19 protein-coding genes are annotated in these 19,320 nt (G+C 46.7%); 12 read left to right on the forward strand and 7 right to left on the reverse strand.

Annotated features, from left to right (window positions below; genetic code table 11):
* Window positions 1–41: 41 nt before the first annotated feature.
* The 8 genes from gspG (at window position 42) to BCT49_RS20870 (ending at window position 5,793) form a co-directional block, all read left to right on the forward strand.
* On the forward strand, window positions 42–485 hold the full coding sequence (gene gspG / locus BCT49_RS20835; protein WP_004735601.1) for a type II secretion system major pseudopilin GspG: 444 nt from the start codon (window positions 42–44) through the stop codon (window positions 483–485).
* A 78-nt stretch (window positions 486–563) separates the two neighbouring features.
* Entirely contained in the window at window positions 564–1,157 is a 594-nt protein-coding gene (gspH, locus tag BCT49_RS20840; protein ID WP_102437886.1) for a type II secretion system minor pseudopilin GspH, read from the forward strand.
* Window positions 1,144–1,518, forward strand: a complete 375-nt coding sequence (gspI, locus tag BCT49_RS20845) for a type II secretion system minor pseudopilin GspI (protein WP_102437888.1) — start codon at window positions 1,144–1,146, stop codon at window positions 1,516–1,518. The genes gspH and gspI overlap by 14 nt, the downstream gene beginning before the upstream one ends.
* On the forward strand, window positions 1,505–2,272 hold the full coding sequence (gene gspJ, locus BCT49_RS20850; protein WP_102437890.1) for a type II secretion system minor pseudopilin GspJ: 768 nt from the start codon (window positions 1,505–1,507) through the stop codon (window positions 2,270–2,272). The genes gspI and gspJ overlap by 14 nt, the downstream gene beginning before the upstream one ends.
* The gene (gspK, locus tag BCT49_RS20855) at window positions 2,256–3,305 is read left to right on the forward strand and encodes a type II secretion system minor pseudopilin GspK (RefSeq protein WP_102437892.1); all 1,050 of its coding nucleotides are present in this window, start codon (window positions 2,256–2,258) and stop codon (window positions 3,303–3,305) included. The genes gspJ and gspK overlap by 17 nt, the downstream gene beginning before the upstream one ends.
* On the forward strand, window positions 3,274–4,503 hold the full coding sequence (gene gspL / locus BCT49_RS20860) for a type II secretion system protein GspL (protein ID WP_102437894.1): 1,230 nt from the start codon (window positions 3,274–3,276) through the stop codon (window positions 4,501–4,503). The genes gspK and gspL overlap by 32 nt, the downstream gene beginning before the upstream one ends.
* A 20-nt stretch (window positions 4,504–4,523) precedes the next feature.
* Entirely contained in the window at window positions 4,524–5,012 is a 489-nt protein-coding gene (locus tag BCT49_RS20865; RefSeq protein ID WP_017086954.1) for a type II secretion system protein M, read from the forward strand.
* 1 nt (window position 5,013) lies between these two features.
* A complete protein-coding gene (locus BCT49_RS20870; protein ID WP_102437896.1) occupies window positions 5,014–5,793 on the forward strand; it encodes a type II secretion system protein N in 780 nt (259 codons plus the stop codon).
* Window positions 5,794–5,944: 151 nt separating this feature from the next.
* On the opposite strand, the gene cysQ is transcribed toward BCT49_RS20870, so the two are convergent.
* The 4 genes from cysQ to BCT49_RS20890 form a co-directional block, all read right to left on the reverse strand.
* Complete coding sequence (gene cysQ, locus BCT49_RS20875) at window positions 5,945–6,772, reverse strand: 3'(2'),5'-bisphosphate nucleotidase CysQ (RefSeq protein ID WP_102437898.1); 828 nt, start codon at window positions 6,770–6,772, stop codon at window positions 5,945–5,947.
* 36 nt (window positions 6,773–6,808) lie between these two features.
* Window positions 6,809–7,360: an ADP compounds hydrolase NudE gene (gene nudE / locus BCT49_RS20880; RefSeq protein ID WP_017079321.1), complete on the reverse strand. Its 552-nt coding sequence runs from the start codon at window positions 7,358–7,360 to the stop codon at window positions 6,809–6,811.
* 328 nt (window positions 7,361–7,688) lie between these two features.
* Complete coding sequence (gene nfuA, locus BCT49_RS20885) at window positions 7,689–8,273, reverse strand: Fe-S biogenesis protein NfuA (protein ID WP_009848013.1); 585 nt, start codon at window positions 8,271–8,273, stop codon at window positions 7,689–7,691.
* A 109-nt stretch (window positions 8,274–8,382) separates the two neighbouring features.
* Window positions 8,383–9,096: a phosphoribosyltransferase family protein gene (locus BCT49_RS20890; RefSeq protein WP_198595886.1), complete on the reverse strand. Its 714-nt coding sequence runs from the start codon at window positions 9,094–9,096 to the stop codon at window positions 8,383–8,385.
* Between the two features lie 93 nt (window positions 9,097–9,189).
* Here BCT49_RS20890 and bioH point away from each other — a divergent pair, with 93 nt between their 5' ends.
* Together bioH and BCT49_RS20900 are read left to right on the forward strand one after the other, a co-directional pair.
* Window positions 9,190–9,966, forward strand: coding sequence for a pimeloyl-ACP methyl ester esterase BioH (gene bioH, locus BCT49_RS20895; protein ID WP_102437900.1), 777 nt, complete (start codon window positions 9,190–9,192; stop codon window positions 9,964–9,966).
* Window positions 9,967–10,304: 338 nt separating this feature from the next.
* Complete coding sequence (locus tag BCT49_RS20900) at window positions 10,305–10,778, forward strand: ATP-dependent Lon protease (RefSeq protein ID WP_102437902.1); 474 nt, start codon at window positions 10,305–10,307, stop codon at window positions 10,776–10,778.
* A gap of 155 nt (window positions 10,779–10,933) precedes the next feature.
* Here BCT49_RS20900 and BCT49_RS20905 read toward each other — a convergent pair whose 3' ends face one another.
* Together BCT49_RS20905 and greB are read right to left on the reverse strand one after the other, a co-directional pair.
* Entirely contained in the window at window positions 10,934–13,264 is a 2,331-nt protein-coding gene (locus BCT49_RS20905) for a Tex family protein (protein WP_102437904.1), read from the reverse strand.
* Between the two features lie 683 nt (window positions 13,265–13,947).
* Complete coding sequence (greB, locus tag BCT49_RS20910) at window positions 13,948–14,427, reverse strand: transcription elongation factor GreB (protein WP_065113304.1); 480 nt, start codon at window positions 14,425–14,427, stop codon at window positions 13,948–13,950.
* A gap of 178 nt (window positions 14,428–14,605) precedes the next feature.
* Between greB and ompR the strand changes: the two genes are divergently transcribed.
* Together ompR and envZ are read left to right on the forward strand one after the other, a co-directional pair.
* Window positions 14,606–15,325 carry an osmolarity response regulator transcription factor OmpR gene (gene ompR / locus BCT49_RS20915; protein ID WP_009848007.1) on the forward strand — a complete coding sequence of 240 codons (720 nt, stop codon included), beginning with the start codon at window positions 14,606–14,608 and terminating at the stop codon, window positions 15,323–15,325.
* A gap of 165 nt (window positions 15,326–15,490) precedes the next feature.
* Complete coding sequence (gene envZ, locus BCT49_RS20920; protein ID WP_102437906.1) at window positions 15,491–16,786, forward strand: two-component system sensor histidine kinase EnvZ; 1,296 nt, start codon at window positions 15,491–15,493, stop codon at window positions 16,784–16,786.
* 290 nt (window positions 16,787–17,076) lie between these two features.
* On the opposite strand, the gene recG is transcribed toward envZ, so the two are convergent.
* Window positions 17,077–19,155: an ATP-dependent DNA helicase RecG gene (gene recG, locus BCT49_RS20925; RefSeq protein ID WP_102437908.1), complete on the reverse strand. Its 2,079-nt coding sequence runs from the start codon at window positions 19,153–19,155 to the stop codon at window positions 17,077–17,079.
* Between the last annotated feature and the right edge of the window lie 165 nt (window positions 19,156–19,320).

Raw genomic sequence — 19,320 nt, forward strand, 5'->3', positions numbered from 1 at the left:
ATCATTTCCCTTAACTCGCTATCTGCAATTTGGAGAAAATAATGAAAAATAAAATGAAAAAACAGTCAGGCTTTACCCTACTAGAAGTCATGGTTGTTGTCGTTATCCTTGGTGTTTTAGCAAGCTTTGTTGTACCTAACCTTTTGGGTAACAAAGAGAAAGCAGATCAACAAAAAGCCATTACAGATATAGTGGCGCTAGAAAACGCGTTAGATATGTATAAGTTGGATAACAGCGTTTACCCAACAACGGATCAAGGCCTTGATGGATTGGTAACAAAGCCAAGCAGCCCAGAGCCTCGTAACTACCGTGACGGTGGCTACATCAAGCGTCTACCAAACGACCCTTGGGGCAATGAGTACCAATACCTAAGCCCTGGTGACAACGGTACGATTGATATCTTCACTCTTGGCGCTGATGGTCAAGAAGGCGGTGAAGGTATCGCTGCAGATATCGGTAACTGGAACATGCAGGATTTCCAATAAGCTTCGGCTTATTTTTTGATAAGTTATTGAGCTTGATACGTTATTGATGGTAGGACGTAAACAGATGGGGTCTACAAGGTGAAAACTAAGCAAATACAGCCAGGTTTCACCTTGATTGAAATTCTCTTGGTGTTGGTATTACTGTCAGTAACGGCAGTTGCGGTGATCTCGACCATCCCTACCAATAGCAAAGATGTTGCTAAAAAATACGCTCAAAGCTTTTATCAGCGGATTCAGCTACTCAATGAAGAGGCTATTTTGAGTGGCTTAGATTTTGGTGTTCGTGTTGATGAAAAGAAATCGACCTACGTTTTGATGACATTGAAGTCTGATGGTTGGCAAGAAACTGAGTTCGAAAAGATCCCCTCTTCAACTGAATTACCAGAAGACCTCGCACTGACGCTGACACTCGGTGGTGGTGCGTGGGAAGACGACGATCGCCTTTTTAATCCGGGAAGCTTATTTGATGAAGATATGTTTGCGGATCTTGAAGAGGAAAAGAAGCCAAAGCCACCACAGATCTACATCTTGTCGAGTGCTGAAACGACACCGTTTACGCTTTCTTTCTACCCGAATACCGGTGATACCGTGCAAGATGGCTGGCGTATTCGAGTGTTAGATAATGGTGTGATTCGACTGCTAGAGCCGGGAGAAGAAGATGAAGAGGAATAAACGTTCTCCTTATCGTTCTCGAGGAATGACTCTGCTTGAAGTATTAGTTGCGCTGGCTATCTTTGCTACGGCGGCGATCAGTGTGATTCGTGCCGTCACCCAGCACATCAATACACTCAGTTATCTAGAAGAAAAAACCTTCGCTGCGATGGTTGTTGATAATCAAATGGCCTTGGTGATGCTGCATCCTGAGAAGCTTAAAAAAGCGCAGGGCACGCAAGAGTTAGCGGGAAGAGAGTGGTTCTGGAAGGTGACTCCCATCGATACAAGTGATGATTTGTTAAAGGCATTTGATGTGAGTGCGGCAACCAGCAAGAAAGCGTCTCCAGTCGTTACGGTGCGCAGTTATGTGGTTAATTAAGAGAATGTGGTTAACTAAGATCGTGTCGCTAACTAAAAGCATGTCGGCAAATAAGCGTACGCCGCGTAAACAAGGTCTATCTTCAAAAGGGAGAGGCTTTACCTTAATTGAAGTTTTGGTCTCGATTGCGATCTTTGCCACGCTAAGCATGGCCGCTTATCAGGTGGTTAATCAGGTACAGCGAAGCAACGAGCTCTCAATCGAGCGCAGTGCCCGTTTGAATCAACTGCAACGTAGTTTGGTTATTTTAGATAATGATTTTCGCCAGATGGCGGTGCGAAAATTTCGTACCAATGGTGAAGAAGCATCATCTAAGCTGATCTTAATGAAAGAGTATTTACTGGATTCCGACAGCGTTGGCATCATGTTTACTCGCCTAGGTTGGCACAACCCACAACAGCAGTTTCCTCGCGGAGAGGTGACGAAGGTTGGCTACCGCATTAAAGAAGAGACACTTGAGCGTGTATGGTGGCGTTACCCCGATACGCCTGCTGGCCAAGAAGGTGTGATTACTCCTCTGCTTGATGATGTTGAAAGCTTTGAAATCGAGTTTTATGACGGGAGTCGTTGGGGTAAAGAGTGGCAAACCGATAAGTCCCTGCCGAAAGCGGTGAGGCTCAAGCTGACACTGAAAGACTATGGTGAGATAGAACGTGTTTATCTCACTCTAGGTGGCACCCTAGATCAGGCCGATGATTCTTCAAGTAATGACTCTTCAGGCAGTAGTGAGGGGAATAATGACTCATCGAACTAACAAGCGTATAGCGACAAGGTCAGCCTTAGGACGCAAACAGAGTGGTGTCGCGCTGATCATTATTTTGATGCTATTGGCGATCATGGCCACCATTGCTGGCAGCATGTCTGAACGTTTATTTACCCAATTCAAGCGTGTTGGTAATCAATTGAATTACCAACAGGCCTACTGGTATAGCATTGGTGTGGAAGCGCTTGTACAAGACGGCATTAGGCAAAGCTACAAAGACAGTGATACCGTGAACCTAAGCCAACCATGGGCGTTAGAGGAGCAGGTATACCCATTGGATTACGGGCAAGTCTCAGGTCGAATCGTTGACGCTCAGGCGTGTTTTAATCTCAATGCCTTGGCTGGCGTAACAACGACTTCAAGTAACCAGACACCTTATTTAATCACGGTTTGGCAAACCTTATTGGAAAACCAAGACGTTGAGCCTTATCAGGCTGAGGTTATCGCAAATTCCAGCTGGGAGTTTGTCGATAGTGATACCCGAACCACTTCTTCGTCCGGCGTAGAAGACAGCACCTATGAAGCGATGAAGCCATCTTATCTGGCGGCGAATGGCTTAATGGCGGATGAATCTGAGTTACGAGCGGTTTATCAGGTTACTGGTGAGGTGATGAATAAGATTCGCCCATTTGTTTGTGCGCTACCCACTGATGATTTCCGATTGAATGTGAATACACTCTCGGAAAAACAAGCGCCTTTATTGGAAGCGATGTTTGCTCCAGGCTTAAGTGAATCGGATGCCAAACAGCTGATAGACAAGCGCCCATTCGATGGCTGGGATACGGTCGACGCATTTATGGCTGAACCTGCCATTGTTGGCGTGAGTGCCGAAGTCCGCAAAAAAGCGAAAGCATATTTAACTGTAGATAGCGCCTATTTTGAGCTAGATGCAGAGGTATTAGTTGAGCAGTCACGTGTACGTATACGGACGCTTTTCTATAGTAGTAATCGAGAAACAGTGACGGTAGTACGCCGTCGTTTTGGAGGAATCAGTGAGCGAGTTTCTGACCGTTCGACTGAGTAGCGAACCACAAAGCCCTGTGCCGTGGTTAGTTTGGTCGACAAGCCAACAAGAAGTGATAGCAAGTGGTGAGCTGTCTAGCTGGGAACAGCTTGACGTGCTAACGCCTTACGCTGAAAAGCGCAGCTGTATCGCTTTATTGCCGGGAAATGAATGCTTAATTAAGCGTGTTGAGATCCCGAAAGGTGCTGCTCGCCAGTTCGACTCTATGTTGCCGTTTTTGTTAGAAGACGAAGTGGCACAAGATATCGAAGACTTACATCTGACCATTTTAGATAAAGACGCGAGTCACGCTACCGTGTGTGGTGTGGATCGTGAATGGCTAAAACAGGCTTTAGAGCAGTTTCGTGAAGCCAATATTGTCTTCCGTAAGATGCTGCCAGATACACTCGCTGTACCTTTTGAAGAACAAGGCATCAGTGCGTTGCAGATCGACCAGCATTGGCTACTGCGCCAAGGCAACTATCAAGCGGTATCGATCAGCGAAGCATGGTTACCGATGTTCCTGCAAAGTGACTGGGTTGTCGCTGGTGAGGAAGATCAAGCGACAACAATTTTCAGCTATACCGCAATGCCGAGCGACGACGTTCAGCAGCAAAGTGGTGTGGATTGGCAGGCTAAGCCTGCGGAATTGGTGATGTCTTTATTGAGTCAGCAAGCGATCATAAGCAGCGTAAATTTACTGACTGGCACCTTTAAAACCAAATCTTCATTCAGTAAATATTGGCGTGTTTGGCAGAAAGTGGCGATTGCTGCTTGTTTGCTGGTGGCCGTGATTGTGACTCAACAAGTGTTGAAGGTTCAGCAGTATGAAGCGCAAGCCGAAGCTTACAGAGCTGAGAGTGAGCGTATTTTTAGAGCAGTGCTGCCAGGTAAACAACGAATTCCGACAATAAGCTACCTTAAGCGTCAGATGAATGATGAAGCTAAGAAATACGGTGGCTCAGGCGAGGGTGACTCCTTACTCGGTTGGCTAGCATTGTTGCCTGAAACCTTAGGACAAGTGAAGTCGATCGAAGTTGAAAGTATTCGTTATGATGGTAACCGTTCTGAGGTTCGACTTCAGGCGAAAAGCTCTGACTTCCAACACTTTGAGACCGCAAGGGTGAAACTCGAAGAGAAGTTTGTCGTTGAGCAAGGGCCATTGAATCGCAATGGTGATGCCGTATTTGGCAGCTTTACTCTTAAACCCCATCAATAACCTGCGTAAGGAGATCAGTGATGAGAAATATGATTGAACCACTCCAAGCGTGGTGGACTTCTATAAGTCAAAGAGAGCAACGATTAGTTGTTGGGTGCTCAGTTTTATTGGTGTTGGGTGTCGTTTATTGGGGGTTATTACAGCCACTCAGTCAGCGAGCTGAACTTGCACAAAGCCGTATTCAAAGTGAGAAGCAGCTTCTTGCTTGGGTAACGGACAAAGCCAATCAAGTGGTTGAGCTACGAGGCAGTGGTGGCATCAGTGCCAGCCAGCCTTTAAACCAATCTGTGCCTGCTTCTATGCGCCGTTTTAATATCGAGCTGATACGCGTACAACCACGTGGTGAGATGCTGCAAGTATGGATTAAGCCTGTGCCATTTAATAAGTTCGTTGACTGGCTGACATACCTGAAAGAAAAGCAGGGTGTTGAGGTTGAGTTTATGGATATTGATCGCTCTGATAGCCCTGGGGTTATTGAGATCAACCGACTACAGTTTAAACGAGGTTAATGTGAAACGCGGTCTATCTTTCAAATATGGCCTGTTATTCAGCGTCATTTTTATCGTTTTTTTCTCGGTAAGCTTGTTGCTGCACTTACCTGCTGCTTTTGCTCTCAAGCATGCGCCCGCTGTGCGTGGTTTAAGCATCGAAGGCGTTGAGGGTACTGTTTGGCAAGGTCGCGCTAACAATATTGCTTGGCAGCGTGTCAATTACGGCTCTGTGCAGTGGGACTTCCAGTTCTCTAAATTATTCCAAGCTAAAGCTGAGCTCGCGGTTCGCTTTGGTCGTAACAGCGATATGAATTTATCTGGTAAAGGGCGTGTCGGGTATAGCATGAGCGGTGCTTACGCGGAAAACTTAGTGGCATCCATGCCAGCAAGAAACGTGATGAAATATGCGCCGGCTATCCCAGTCCCCGTTTCTATTGCAGGACAAGTTGAACTGACGATCAAACACGCAGTTCATGCTCAGCCTTGGTGCCAATCGGGCGAAGGTACGCTTGCTTGGTCTGGTGCCGCAGTCGACTCGCCAGTGGGTTCGTTAGAGCTAGGCCCTGTGATTGCGGACATTACCTGTGAAGACAACACCATTGCAGCTAAAGGCACCCAAAAGAGCGAGCAAGTGGACAGTGAGTTCTCAGCGAGTGTAACGCCGAATCAAAGCTACACCTCGGCGGCATGGTTTAAGCCAGGTGCTGAATTCCCGTCAGCGATGCAGAGCCAGCTTAAGTGGCTGGGCAACCCTGATAGCCAGGGTAAATATCAGTTTACCTACCAAGGTCGTTTTTAACCCGGATCGACTTCTGATCTAGCATTCGCTAGTTAACAAATAACGAGATATAAAAAATGGGCACCTCAATGAGGTGCCCATTTTGTTTGAATGCTTAACTGCTTAACTACTTAACTACTTAACGGCATGACCGCGACCAAAGCCGTCGAGTTTAGTCTTTACCTTGTAAGATTTCTGCCCAAGGTAAGTCTGCATCGCCAAGCACAATGAAGTTTGGATTCTCTAGAGTATCCCTTTCATTGTAAGAGAGCGGCTCTAATTGAGTGCTTAGGATTCGACCTCCGGCTTCTTCAACAATGCATTGGGTTGCCGCTGTATCCCACTCTCCGGTTGGTCCAATACGTAGATAACAATCCACAGCACCTTCTGCGACTAAACATGCCTTAAGCGCTGCTGAGCCGAGAGGAACTAAGTCGTAGTTCCAAGCAGAGCTCATGCGGTTAGTGATGCGATTGATGTCTTGGCGACGACTGATCGCCATCGCGATGGATTGGTTTGGCAGTTCATGGCGGTGTGTCTTAATCTTCACACTGTCATTAAGGTCTGGGATCTTCCAAGCGCCTTTGCCACTGTAAGCGTAATAGCTCACACCTGAAACGGGCGCGTACACGACGCCCATTACCGGTTTGTTGTGCTCAATTAAGGCGATAATTGTTGCGAAATCACCACTTCTTGCGATGAACTCCTGTGTTCCATCGAGTGGGTCAACCAACCAGTAGCGATCCCATTGAGAGCGTTGCTCTAGGCTGATGTCGGCATCTTCTTCGGATAATACGGGAATATCAGGCGTTAGCTCACTGAGTTTTTTTAATATCAGCTTATGCGCAGCAAGGTCAGCACTGGTTACCGGAGTGTCATCACTCTTGGTGAACTCTTCGTAATCCTTTTTCTCATAGATCTCTAAGATGAGCTGTCCAGCCGATCGAGCAATCTCAATGACTGGAGGGAGGAGGTGAGACAAATCTTTTGTTATTGGCATAAATATTCTCTTACTCTTCGAGTGAGCCTGAATGTTCTAATTATTGTTTAATACACGAAGGGCTAATAGTAGGGCTGTAATACTGCGAGCCTCACAGAAGTCGAGATGCGTTAACAGTTCTTCGGCTTGAGCAAGTGGCCAGCGGACAATGTCTAGTGGCTCTGGCTCATCACCTTCTAGCTTCTCTGGATAGAGTTCTTCTGCGATAAACAGCGTCATTTTGCTAGAGAAGTAAGAGGGGGCGAGAATCACTTCTTTTAAAGGCGTGAGTTTATTAGCGCCAAAGCCAATCTCTTCTTTTAGTTCACGAACCGCGGCTTGATTTGGCTGTTCACCGGGATCAATCAGCCCTTTGGGGAAGCCGAGTTCATAGCGTTCAGTACCCGCTGCGTATTCACGCACCAACAGGATATCGCCTTGCTCAGTAATCGGAACCATCATTACTGCGTTGCGGCCGCTAGGCTTCATGCGTTCGTAGGTACGCTCTACACCGTTGGAAAAGCGTAAATCGAGAGACTCGATAGAGAATAGTTTTGATTGAGCGACAGTTTGTTGAGCCAAAATTTCTGGCTTGGTCCTTTTTGTCATTGCGCTCGCTCCTTAGCTCATTGGAATTCTTTCTTATAAAGTCATTCTAATATAGGGGAAATAGAGTTGAGTTCCTAGATCCTAGTTTTCATATCCTGAAATTATTGAATCAGGAACCGATTGCGATCACTTGAATACCTTACTCCAAATGGTAACGGCTCGTTATTATTGGCATTGAATGAGAAATAGACGCTTCGGAAGTACTCTTGTTGTTTTAAACACAAAAAAGGTTGATGCTTGCGCATCAACCTTTTCATTAAATCTTTAACTTTCTACTGGCTAAGACTGTATGAGTACTTAGTCGTAGGAGCACTTAGTTGTAAAGTGATTAGTAGTAAGAATGCTCACCGCGATCGTGCTCAGTTGCATCACGAACGGCAGTCAATTCACCTTCGAATTGTTGAAGAAGTTCTTTCTCGATGCCTTCTTTAAGCGTTACATCAACCATAGAACAGCCGTTACAACCGCCGCCGAATGCAACGATAGCCGCACCTTCTTCAGTGATCTCTACTAGGCTAACGTGACCGCCGTGGCCAGCAAGCTGTGGGTTCACTTGTGTTTGGATTGCATACTCAACACGCTCTATCAACGTTGCGTCGTCTGATACTTTACGCATCTTCGCGTTTGGTGCTTTAAGTGTAAGTTGAGAGCCCATTTTGTCTGTAACGAAGTCAATTTCAGCTTCATCTAGGAATGGTAGGCTTAGCTCATCTACATACGCAGAGAAAGCTTCAAAAGAAAGCTTTGTGTCAGACGCTTCGATAGCATCTGTAGGGCAGTAAGAAACACCACACTCAGCGTTTTGCGTACCTGGGTTTACCACGAACACACGAATGTTTGTACCTTCAGGCTGCTGTGACAGCAGATTGGCAAAATGAGTTTGAGCGGTTTCTGTAATAGTAATATTTGACACGACGAATACCTGAGTAGATTTGTAGGTTATTAGCGCCATTCTACTCCTGTCAGATTTGTAATTCAGCCCTTTTTTGTTGGATTGCTGTACAAGTAGCGATTCTCACTATTTATCCAGAGGGCTCAGGAGTGCGGCAGATACAGTAAATATCAATCCTTTTCACGCCCACTTCAAGTAGTAATTGGCATAATTGATACACTGTACTGCCTGTGGTTACAACATCATCAATTATTGCAATGTGAGGATAATCAGTCGCTTCAAAGTCGTGATGAAGAAACGTGAAAGCACCATTCAGGTTACTCAACCTTATAGACTTGGTTAACCCTTGTTGAGAAAGCGTGGCGCGATTTCGTCGAAACAATACATCACTTTTCACCCCTAATTCTTGAGCGGTATAGTTTGCCAATAATTGGCTTTGGTTAAAGCTGCGTTGAATGTATCGAGTCCAATGTAAAGGGACACTGGTAATTAGCGGGGCTGGGTGGTCAATGCGTGAGGCTAACAACTTCGACAGATCGCGAGCAAACCAAAATTTATCGGAATACTTCATCTGCTGAATATAGCGCGCGGTTGGGAAGGTGTAATCGCCCACACAATAGAGACGATGCCACGGTGGCGGTTTAGTTAGACACTGACCACATTGCTCGACAGTGGTCAGTGTTTTTAAGCCACACCGCTGGCAGCGCGGCACTGGCTTGAAGAGATTGAGACAATCATTACACCATCGCGGATGAGCATCCTGGGGGGATTTATCCAATTTACACAGGTGACATTGAGGTGTGACCAGCCGTGGTGTGTGTTTTTGTAGCCAATCAGATAACATAGCTCACAGTGCTTTTGGGTTATGGTGTTCTTTTTACTCACCATACTGAAACGTACCCTTGATGGTGGATGAAATAAGTAGGGAATATTGAGAATGAGTGACGCGTTATATTGGCATGTTTCAGGGCAAGGACCCGATTTGGTACTGGTCCACGGCTGGGGAATGAACGGTGCAGTATGGCAACAAACCGTGAATGCGCTAGAAGCTGATTTTCGAGTACATGTGGTGGATTTACCGGGGTATGGACATAGCGCGCATTGCCACGCTCAAGATCTCGAAGATATTGCCCAGCAACTTATCGCTGATGCACCTAAGCAGGCTATTTGGGTGGGTTGGTCATTAGGTGGCTTGGTCGCAACACACATGGCTCTGCATCACCCTGATTACGTGAGCAAACTGGTAACTGTCGCTAGCTCACCTAAATTCGCTGCGGCAAAAGAACCCGTATTGTGGCGAGGCATTCAACCCAACGTATTAACCGCATTCACCGAACAGTTGGTTGAAGACTTCCAAACCACCATCGAACGCTTTATGGCGCTGCAAGCCATGGGCAGTCCTTCAGCAAGGCAAGATGTCAAACAACTCAAGCAAGCGGTGCTTTCACGTCCGTTGCCGAATCCTGATTCTTTATTGGCAGGCTTAAAGATGCTGTCTGATGTCGATCTACGTGAACAGTTACCTCAGATTTCAGTACCGATGCTGCGCTTGTATGGTCGACTGGATGGTTTGGTGCCAATAAAAGTCGCCAAAGATTTGGGTACCGCACTGCCTCATACCGAGCAATATATCTTTACTCAGTCTTCGCATGCGCCATTTATGACCGAAGCGGATGCCTTCTGCAGTGAACTGATTAGCTTCGCACAAAAATAATCGCTAAATTTATCGCCGGCTTGGTCGATATATAACCTAATACCAATCACAGTAAGTAAGTGTTCAAAGATAGCGTAGGAAAAAGGTTTGAGAACAAGGCAGAGCTTTTTGATAAGTAGTTATTCTACAATCAAAAATTCTAACGCCGTTATCGAGCATTTTAACAAGCTAGGATGAGCAGTTATTTACTACGATTGGTATAACCAAAGCGTTGCATGATACTCAGACCTCACTCTCTCCTGAGCTGATTGCGGTAAGTTTTGGGCTATGCCTGCTGTGTAACTCAACACAGCAGTGTTATGGCAATAGCGATGGGCGATTCTTGAGGAGAGTTCGCGATGATTGTGTCACCTGCAACTGCAGTAAGTGTGCCACTGATCGCCCCATCCGTTAATGTGCAAACAGAGCAAGTTGCGCGTGATAATAGAGTTCGAGAGCCTGTCGCTCCCGCAGTAGCATTGGCTAAAACCAATGCAGAACGAAAGGTAAAACCGGACGATAAACGAAGGCAGCAGTCGGCTTGGGATCCTTCAGACCATCCTGGTTATGAAATGGATAATGAGTCAGAAGCCAATTCGATTAGCCATGAAGAGCCTCAAGATCCTTTTGATAGGTTATTCAGCTTGTTGGCACTGAAGACATACAGTGCTGACCAAGGAAAAGGCTATACCATGCGTTTCCGCCTGCCAAAGCATGTTTTAGATGCGGCGATCCAAGAGGGACAGATGGAGAAACGACGTAAGGTCATAAAATACCATTATGGTCATGCTGTTGCGCCTCATGCTCCATCAGGAATGTTGGTCGTGTTATAAATCGAAAACTTATGACCCAACCAAACTTCGATGTCTTTTTTGAACACATAATAAAAACCTGCATACCCTAAGGGATGCAGGTTTTTTGTTTTAGGAGGGTCAGTTCTGATGAAGATTAAACTGACGCTTCAACCGCTGCTTCGTTATAACAACAGTTATTTCTTCGCTTTAGCAAAGGCAGCAGCGAAAGCACCGCCCATCGCAGCGTTTTGTTGCGGCTCCTCACGACGGCGTTGTCCACCTTGTGAGTTTTGATTCGGTCGGCTTTGCGTACGAGGCGTACTTGAACGTTGCGCTCGGTTATCTTGCCCTGGCTCATCTTTCATACGCATGCTTAGTGCAATACGTTTACGTTGAACATCCACTTCCATCACCTTCACTTTCACGATATCACCGGCTTTCACCACTTCACGTGGGTCAGCGACAAAGCGATCGGTCAGCGCTGAAATGTGTACCAAGCCGTCTTGGTGAACACCAATATCAACGAACGCACCAAAGTTAGCTACGTTGGAAACCACACCTTCTAAGATCATGCCGGGTTCTAAGTCAGACATGCTATTTACGCCATCGGCGAACGTTGCCGTCTTGAACTCAGGACGAGGATCTCGACCCGGTTTATCCAGCTCTTTGATGATGTCGGTTACTGTTGGTACACCAAAATTATCATTAGTGTAATCAACCGCATGCAAACCACGTAAGAAGTCTGTGTTACCTACCAGAGACTTGATGTCTTTTTGGTTTTTCTCGGCGATGGTTTTTACCAATGGGTAAGCTTCTGGGTGAACCGATGATGCGTCTAGCGGGTTCTTACCATCCATGATACGCAGGAAGCCAGCACACTGTTCAAAGGCTCTTGGCCCCAAACGTGCGACTTTCTTCAACGTAGTACGAGCTTCGAAGCGACCGTTTTCATCACGGAAGTCGACGATGTTTTGAGCGATGGTGCTAGAAAGACCAGCTACGCGGGTTAGAAGCGCAGCAGAAGCGGTATTCACATCAACACCAACCGCGTTTACACAGTCTTCGACAATCGCATCTAGGCGCTTAGCGAGCATAGTTTGGCTAACGTCGTGTTGGTATTGGCCCACACCGATCGATTTAGGGTCTATCTTCACTAGTTCTGCCAGTGGATCTTGTAGACGACGCGCAATAGACACCGCACCACGAATCGAGACATCCATATTCGGGAATTCTTTTGCCGCTAGCTCAGAAGCAGAATAAACCGATGCGCCCGCTTCGTTAACAATGATTTTCTGTGCTGTTAGGTTGCCACGCTTAATCACATCAGCAACAAAGCTGTCGGTTTCGCGTGAAGCCGTACCATTACCAATCGCAATCAAATCAACATTGAACTGGCGAACCATCTGCTCAACAACGTGTGCCGATTTGTCGTATTGCTTTTGAGGTGGGTGAGGGTAAATGGTCTCTGTTGCCAGAACCTTACCGGTTGAATCCACCACGGCGATTTTCGAACCAGTACGTAAACCCGGGTCCAAGCCCAAGGTTGCACGAGGACCAGCGGGTGCCGCCATCAGCAGGTCTTTAAGGTTGGTTGCGAACACTTCAATCGCTTCGATTTCACCGCGTTCTTTCATCGCGCCCATAAGCTCAGTTTCCATGTGCATAGAAACCTTGATGCGCCATGCCCAGCTAATCACTTGCTTACGCCATGCATCTGCAGGAGCGCTGCTTAGAGTAATACCATAGTGATCAGAGATGATGTTTTCGCAGTAAGAACCACGTACACCTTCTTCTTGCTCTGGGTCAGCATTCATTGCCAGCGTTAGGAAGCCTTCATTACGGCCTCGCAACATAGCAAGCGCACGGTGAGAAGGCACTTTGTTTAGCGTTTCGTTATGTTCGAAGTAGTCTTTGAACTTTTCGCCAGCTTGCTCTTTGCCTACCACGACACGTGAAACGAGCTCAGAGTTACGTGTTAGATGTTGGCGAATCTTTTCAAGTAGGTTTGCGTCTTCTGCAATACGCTCCATCACGATTGCACGTGCACCATCTAGCGCGGCTTTAGTATCAGCAATGCCTTTATCGCTGCTGATGAAGTTAGCGGCTTCGGTTTCAGGATCGTGCTGTGGTTCATTCCAAAGTGTATCGGCGAGTGGCTCTAAGCCTGCTTCGATTGCGATCTGACCTTTGGTGCGGCGCTTTGGTTTGTATGGCAGGTATAAATCTTCAAGGCGCGTCTTGCTGTCGGCTTGAGTGATATCACGCTCCAGTTCTGGCGTGAGCTTGCCTTGGTCTTGGATCGACTTCAGGATCGTTTGGCGACGATCGTCGAGTTCGCGAAGGTATGAAAGGCGACTATCAAGGTTACGTAGTTGGGTATCGTCTAAGCCACCCGTGACTTCTTTACGGTAGCGGGCAATAAAGGGAACGGTGTTACCGTCGTCAATTAGGTTGACTGCGGCGGTGACTTGCTCTGAACGAACATTCAGTTCTTCAGCAATCAGTCGACAGATAGCTTGGCTCATCCGATGAATCTCTTATTTAATATCATGACAAATACATGGGGGTGAGCGTACGCTTTTTCTAGCTTTGGCTGTGTAATTATCCTGTCAGAAGTCTAATTTCCGTTTGTGATACCCACTTTGTGCGAGATCTCTCACACGTGGTGTGCGACTAAGTCACTTTAAATCGATGAAATCGTCTTAAAACGAATCTAAGTTGCTGATTTTAATCGGTTGTGTGTTTGTGGGCGTATTTCTCACCTGAAATGTTTTTTGGGACTGTCTAGGAAAGTCGCCCAAATACCGTAATATTTAACTTGTCGACAGGGAGTTGGCAGGAACAGGAAAAAGCCTAATGGACTAGGTATCTTCAGGATGAAGATTTGATTACTTAGGATGAGTGGTCAGCAAGGAAGTTATAATCTCTGGATGAGATTCGCCAGTCAGGATGACAGGCTAGAATGGACACCGCTAGGATGGCGATGAACAAAAAGGAAATTGGTTAAAGGATTTAGCCACTATCAAGGAAAGATGCAGGGAGCACCTTATCTCTAAGAGATAAACAGTAGCTGGATTGCTGCGATAGAGACTTAACCCCGTCAGGCGAAAGCCTAGCGGGGTTTTCTTTTATCTGGAGTTTGTGATTTTAGAGCGTGTGCTTTAGCTTCTGTCGTTGGCTGCTGTAGGCAAGTCAGAGGACGGGACGGTTAACTTTCTACGTAGTGAATCGCGTTAATGAACCACTCTTTGTCGCCTTCCGGTGTGGTTACCGTAAACTCATCATCCACTTCTTTCTTGAGCAGAGCTCTAGCCATTGGTGAGTCGATAGAGATATAGCCTTTAGCATCGCCGTAGATCTCTTCAGGTCCTACAATACGAAACTTCTTAATTTCCCCATCATCATTCTCAATTTCGACCCAAGCACCGAAAAATACCTTACCTTCTTGTTGTGGCGAGTAATCCACGATGGTGACATCTGGTAGGAATTTGCGTAGGAAACGTACTCGGCGATCAATCTGACGAAGTAAACGCTTATTGAACGTGTAATCTGCGTTTTCTGAACGATCTCCAAGGCTTGCAGCCCAAGTGACTATCTTAGTTATTTCAGGACGTTTCTCGTGCCATAAGTGGTCATGCTCTGCTTTGAGCTTGTTATAACCTTCTCGGGTGATAAGTTTGGTTTTCATAAATCTGACTTAATGAAATGATGATCTAAGATAGAATATATAGAAAGGCAACATACGTTAACAATTATTTAGGCGACTTTTTCTCCAATAATGTTACATTTTTAATGTCTTATACCAATATACAATGTACCAAGAATGCTTAACCTTAGGTTTGAGCTTTAATAGGTGGAACCATTACATGCAAGAAAACTACAAAATTTTAGTGGTCGATGACGATGCTCGTTTACGTGCATTGTTAGAACGCTATCTGTCAGAGCAAGGCTTTCAAGTGCGTAGCGTGGCAAACAGTGAGCAGATGGACCGCCTGTTAACCCGTGAAAATTTTCACTTGATGGTATTGGATTTAATGTTACCGGGCGAAGACGGTCTGTCGATCTGTCGTCGTCTAAGAAACGCAAACAACTCGCTGCCAATCCTAATGCTTACCGCAAAGGGTGACGAAGTGGATCGTATTGTGGGTTTGGAAGTGGGTGCTGATGATTACCTGCCAAAACCATTTAACCCGCGTGAACTGCTTGCTCGTATCAAAGCGGTAATGCGTCGCCAGGTGATTGAAGCACCGGGCGCACCAAGCACAGAAGAGTCTGTGGTTGAGTTTGGTGAGTTTCGCCTGAACCTAGGTACGCGTGAAATGTTCCGCGGTGAAGAGCCTATGCCTCTTACTTCGGGTGAATTTGCGGTACTTAAGTCATTGGTAACGAATGCTCGTGAGCCAATGTCTCGCGATAAGCTGATGAACATGGCGCGTGGCCGTGAATATTCAGCAATGGAACGTTCTATCGATGTTCAGATTTCTCGTCTGCGTCGTCTTGTTGAAGAAGATCCAAGTAAACCTCGCTACATCCAAACCGTGTGGGGCTTGGGTTACGTATTCGTTCCAGATGGCAAAGCTGTGTAATCTAGCTTTATAAGCTCAAAAGCCGCTTTATCGATTCTGTGAATCAGAATTCTTTATTTACGGGTCATCTCATTAATATGTGATGGCCCGTTTTGTATTCAGCACAATGGTTTACAGCTATAGTTCCCACTATATCCCTTTATCATCCCTCACTTTAGGTCTCCTATGCGCATACGTAGCTCCTTTACTCAGTCGATAGTGCTTTTCTTAACCTTACTGGTTGCTAGCCAAGTTTTTTCTTATTACGCCGTGTTCAACTATGCCTTGATGCCGAGTTTGCAGCAGTTCAATAAGATTCTGGCTCACGAGTTAAACCTAGTGTTGGATCAAGGGAGTGATATCGAAATCGATGCGCCACTGCGCCAGCGTGTGCTTGAGCAGCTTGGGGTGACCGTTCACGCCAAAGACAGTGAAGCATCGGGTGAGTATTACCATGCGATGGCGATTGACCTAATGAGTGAGGAAATGACCAAAGAGTTAGGTTCTGAAACGGAAGTTCGGCTGATTCTCGGCAAAGAGAGTTATGTGCTGTGGATGGACATTGCACAGCTGCCTAACTCATTGATTCGCATTCCTCTGTCTGAATTACAAGAGGAAGACTTTGCACCTCTATTCCGTAACAGCCTGATCATGGCGTTGTTGATTGTTGCTGGTGGTTGGCTATTTATCCGATTACAAAACCGTCCGTTGATTGCGCTAGAGAAAGCGGCACAAGGAGTAGGGCGTGGCGACATTCCACCGCCACTACCAGTACAAGGTGCGCAAGAAATTCGCTCGGTAACCCGAGCCTTTAATCAGATGTCGAAAGGCATTCAAGAACTCGAAGAAGATAGAGCCTTGCTGATGGCGGGTATCAGTCATGATCTGCGTACACCACTGACTCGTATTCGCTTAGCGACCGAGATGATGTCGCCAGAAGACAGCTATTTAGCGGAAGGGATCATCAGTGATACCGAAGAGTGTAACGAGATCATCAGTCAGTTTATGGACTACCTAAAGCCCGTTGATCGAGATTCATTCCAAGCGGTATTTGTCGATGATATTGCTCGTGAAGTTTCCAGTTCAGAGGGCGGCTACGAGATACAGATTGAAACTGACATTCCGGAAGCAATGAAACCCGCATTAGGCAATCCAATTGCGATGAAGCGTGCCGTGAGTAATTTGGTGGTGAATGCTCTGCGTTATGGCAATGGTTGGGTGAAGGTTTCTACGGGGATGACGGCCGATAATAAACTGGCTTGGGTAACCGTTGAAGACAATGGCCCAGGGATCCCACAAGACCAAGTGGGTAAATTGTTCGAACCGTTCACGCGTGGTGATACCGCTCGTGGCAGTGAAGGTACCGGCTTGGGTTTAGCTATTGTTAAACGTATTGTCAGTCAGCACCAAGGTGCTGTGGTGGTCAATAATCGCAGTGAAGGTGGCTTAAAAGCGCAGATCAGTTTCCCTGTTAAGCCTTAGTTGTCATCGGTTTGTGTGATTACGATGACTTTGGTTCGGGGAGTTGTTAAGAGATCCCCGACTCGGTCATTCTTCCCTCTCGGGGATGACGCTAGAGAACGGGATAGCGACAGAGTGAGGTTGGCGGGAGTAATCGGGTTACACAACTCGCATTTTTTCTTTGCGTCATTCCCTATCGTGAGGAACGAGCGAATAGGGAATCTCGTTCTTGCTTGATGAAAGTAACGCTCAGAAAAAAGGCTTCCTTGAGAGAAGCCTTTTTACGTTTTAGATGACGTTAATTTTGCTCATTAAGCCTTAGAGTAAACATCGCGTTCACCCAACCAACGGTTGATGATTGCTTTGGCATTGTCTGGGTAGCTATCGTGAATATGACGTGCGATGCGCTGCACTTCAGGAATTAAGCGTTGGTCACGGACTAAGTCGGCAATCTTGAAATCAGCCAAGCCTGTTTGTTTGGTACCAAGCAATTCACCGGGGCCACGAATCTCTAAATCTCGTTGAGCTATCACAAAGCCATCGTTACTTTCACGCAGCACACCTAAGCGCTTCTGAGCTGTTTTAGACAGCGGAGAGTGATACAGCAGTACACAATGGCTTGCGACTGAACCTCGGCCAACACGGCCACGTAGTTGGTGCAGTTGTGCTAGGCCTAGGCGTTCTGGGTTCTCGATGATCATTAAGCTCGAATTTGGAACATCCACACCCACTTCAATCACGGTTGTCGCAACCAATAGATGCAGTTTGTTGTCTTTGAATTCCTGCATCACCGCTTGTTTCTCAGCAGGCTTCATTCGGCCATGAACTAAACCTATTTTCACCTCAGGCAGGGTGCGTTGCAGCTCTTCTGCTGTGTCGGCTGCGGCTTGTGCTTCTAATACTTCCGACTCATCAATCAGAGTACAAACCCAGTAGGCTTGTTTACCTTCATTGAGACAGGCATTGCGCACGCGCTCAACAATGTCATCACGTTTGGTATCAGGAATCGCGACGGTTTGAATTGGGGTTCGTCCCGGTGGTAATTCATCAATAATCGAGGTTTCGAGATCGGCATAGGCCGTCATCGCTAACGTTCGTGGAATTGGGGTTGCAGTCATCACCAGTTGGTGAGGGTAATAACCTTGCTTCGCGCCTTTCTCACGCAGCTCTAGTCGCTGGTGGACGCCAAATCGGTGCTGCTCATCAATGATCACTAAACCAAGGTTGTTAAACTCGACATGCTCTTGAAATAGCGCATGAGTACCGACCACCATTTGTGCTTCGCCACTGGCAATGCGCGCCAGCTCGGTCTCACGAGCTTTGCCTTTGAGTTTACCTGCTAGCCACCCAACTTGAATGCCCATAGCTTCAAACCAGTTGGCAAAGTTAATTGCGTGCTGCTCTGCCAGTAGTTCGGTGGGTGCCATCAATGCCACTTGTTGGCCATGTTCCAGTGCGCGAACTGCCGCCAATGCAGCAACCAAGGTTTTACCTGAGCCCACATCACCTTGCACTAAACGCATCATCGGGTGAGGCTTTTCAAGGTCAGCCTCGATCTCCTTGGTCACCCGAGCTTGAGCATTGGTTGGAGAAAACGGCAGCTGAGCCAATAGCTTGTCTTTGAGGGTGTTCGCCGGAGGAAAAGGCATTGCTTTGTCTTGCTGTCCTTTGCTACGGACTGACAGCATCGATAAGTTTTGAGCCAGTAGCTCTTCCATAATCAGACGCAGTTGCGCGGGGTGTTTACCTTCATCAAACAGCTCTAGGTCAATGCCTGGAGGTGGCCTATGAATGGTATGCAAAGCTTGCGCAAGGGTAATTTGGTGGTCGTATAAACCTGATGGTAAAAGCTCATTAACCGCGGCCTTGTCGATTAACTCTAGAGCTTGATCGGTAAGGTTACGCAGCGTGACTTGTCTTAGTCCTTCGGTAGTTGGATATACCGGAGTCAGGTTGGCTTCAACATCTGGCTGTTGCCTAGGCGCAAAGAATTTGTAGTCAGGGTGAACGATCTCAAGCCCCATATTACCGCGCTTGATCTCACCATAGGCATGGACTTGTTTGCCTTCGGCAAAGTTATTCTTCATACCCGCGGTGAAGTTGAAAAAGCGTAAGGTAATGGTGCCGTTACCATCACTGATTTTTACCGCCAACATCTTACGTTTGCCGAAAATGGTATCGACGTGCATTACCTTGCCTTGCACCGCAGCCCAAAGGCCAGCGTGCAGTTTTACGATTGGATAGATACGCGTTCGATCTTCATAGCGTAGCGGCAGGTGAAACAATAGGTCTTGTACATTGTTAAGCCCAACCTTTTCCAGTTTCTCTGCGACTTTTGCGCCGACTCCAGACAAAGAGTTGAGAGGGATAGCAGATAAAAGCTGTGACATAACAAGGCTCATAAACGTAAGAGGAATAATCTATTCAAGCATTTTACTGGATTTTTGTACAGGGTAAAGCTTAGAAGCAGATGAGGGATGAGAGTGAACGAGATTCGAAGGGAATAAGAGCAGATACGGGGTGCGGGTGAACGAGATACGAAAAGATTAAGAGCA

This window comes from Vibrio lentus (assembly GCF_002875945.1).
GTDB lineage: Bacteria > Pseudomonadota > Gammaproteobacteria > Enterobacterales > Vibrionaceae > Vibrio > Vibrio apostichopi.

Bases quoted from the DNA above. Each gene is read 5' to 3' on its own strand.
- gspK (WP_102437892.1), top strand. From the start codon at position 2,256: ATGACTCATCGAACTAACAAGCGTATAGCGACAAGGTCAGCCTTAGGA.
- BCT49_RS20890 (WP_198595886.1), bottom strand. From the start codon at position 9,096: ATGTTATCTGATTGGCTACAAAAACACACACCACGGCTGGTCACACCT.
- gspJ (WP_102437890.1), top strand. From the start codon at position 1,505: ATGTGGTTAATTAAGAGAATGTGGTTAACTAAGATCGTGTCGCTAACT.
- greB (WP_065113304.1), bottom strand. From the start codon at position 14,427: ATGAAAACCAAACTTATCACCCGAGAAGGTTATAACAAGCTCAAAGCA.
- cysQ (WP_102437898.1), bottom strand. From the start codon at position 6,772: ATGCCAATAACAAAAGATTTGTCTCACCTCCTCCCTCCAGTCATTGAG.
- bioH (WP_102437900.1), top strand. From the start codon at position 9,190: ATGAGTGACGCGTTATATTGGCATGTTTCAGGGCAAGGACCCGATTTG.
- BCT49_RS20865 (WP_017086954.1), top strand. From the start codon at position 4,524: ATGAGAAATATGATTGAACCACTCCAAGCGTGGTGGACTTCTATAAGT.
- BCT49_RS20900 (WP_102437902.1), top strand. From the start codon at position 10,305: ATGATTGTGTCACCTGCAACTGCAGTAAGTGTGCCACTGATCGCCCCA.
- envZ (WP_102437906.1), top strand. From the start codon at position 15,491: ATGCGCATACGTAGCTCCTTTACTCAGTCGATAGTGCTTTTCTTAACC.
- nudE (WP_017079321.1), bottom strand. From the start codon at position 7,360: ATGACAAAAAGGACCAAGCCAGAAATTTTGGCTCAACAAACTGTCGCT.
- BCT49_RS20905 (WP_102437904.1), bottom strand. From the start codon at position 13,264: ATGAGCCAAGCTATCTGTCGACTGATTGCTGAAGAACTGAATGTTCGT.
- ompR (WP_009848007.1), top strand. From the start codon at position 14,606: ATGCAAGAAAACTACAAAATTTTAGTGGTCGATGACGATGCTCGTTTA.
- gspI (WP_102437888.1), top strand. From the start codon at position 1,144: ATGAAGAGGAATAAACGTTCTCCTTATCGTTCTCGAGGAATGACTCTG.
- gspG (WP_004735601.1), top strand. From the start codon at position 42: ATGAAAAATAAAATGAAAAAACAGTCAGGCTTTACCCTACTAGAAGTC.
- recG (WP_102437908.1), bottom strand. From the start codon at position 19,155: ATGTCACAGCTTTTATCTGCTATCCCTCTCAACTCTTTGTCTGGAGTC.